The following is a 236-nucleotide window of genomic DNA, read 5'->3' on the forward strand; positions in this document are numbered from 1 at the left end:
GGCTGGCGTTGTGAATAAGGTTCAATAGCGCAGCTTGCAGTGCAGTAAGGTTGCCGGTTATCGCCACCTCTTGTTCAAACCCACAAAACCCCAATGTTTGATGCGCCTGCACTGTCATTGTTTGGGCGCTGCCTTCTACTGAAGTAAGAAGCTCGCTTAAAGTAATGTTGCTTACCACCTGCTCTTCACCCGATTTTGCAAAAAGCAGCATATCGTTAACCTGACTCTCTAGCTCT

Annotated in this window: 1 pseudogene; it reads right to left on the reverse strand. The window is 47.9% G+C overall.

Annotated features, from left to right (window positions below):
* Window positions 1–236 (reverse strand): annotated as a pseudogene (locus NLF92_RS13795) (PAS domain-containing sensor histidine kinase); the annotation flags it as partial.

It is taken from the genome of Opacimonas viscosa, from assembly GCF_024199005.1.
Classification (GTDB): Bacteria; Pseudomonadota; Gammaproteobacteria; order Enterobacterales; family Alteromonadaceae; genus Opacimonas; species Opacimonas viscosa.